The sequence below is a fragment of the Leifsonia sp. SIMBA_070 genome, from assembly GCF_046534635.1.
Taxonomy (GTDB): Bacteria; Actinomycetota; Actinomycetes; order Actinomycetales; family Microbacteriaceae; genus Leifsonia.
The window spans coordinates 1-300 of the sequence record NZ_JAWRYK010000137.1; the positions used below are offsets into that span (position 1 = coordinate 1).

At 62.3% G+C, this 300-nt stretch carries 1 protein-coding gene; it reads right to left on the bottom strand.

All coding sequences use genetic code 11. The features are described 5' to 3' along the window. Nucleotides 1-87: 87 nt before the first annotated feature. On the bottom strand, nucleotides 88-300 hold a 213-nt coding region (locus SB754_RS19750; RefSeq protein ID WP_410784087.1), incomplete at its 5' end, for a hypothetical protein.

The following is a 300-nucleotide window of genomic DNA, read 5'->3' on the forward strand; positions in this document are numbered from 1 at the left end:
GAGCTAGAAACCAAAAACCGCGGCCCAGTTCCCCTTTCGGAGAACCGGGCCGCGGCTTTGTCCCAGGCTACTGAGTCAGTGTGTTGCTCAGTACTTCTCGCCCTTGGCTGCCTTCTCGACAAGCGAGGCAGGCGGCTCGAAGTGGCTGCCGTACTTGCTCGCCAGATCGCGGGCGCGATCGACGAAGCCCTGCAGGCCACCTTCGTACTGGTTGATGTACTGGATCACGCCACCGGTCGACGCGGGGAAGCCGATACAGAAGATCGAGCCGATGTTGGCGTCGGGGACCGACGTCAGGAC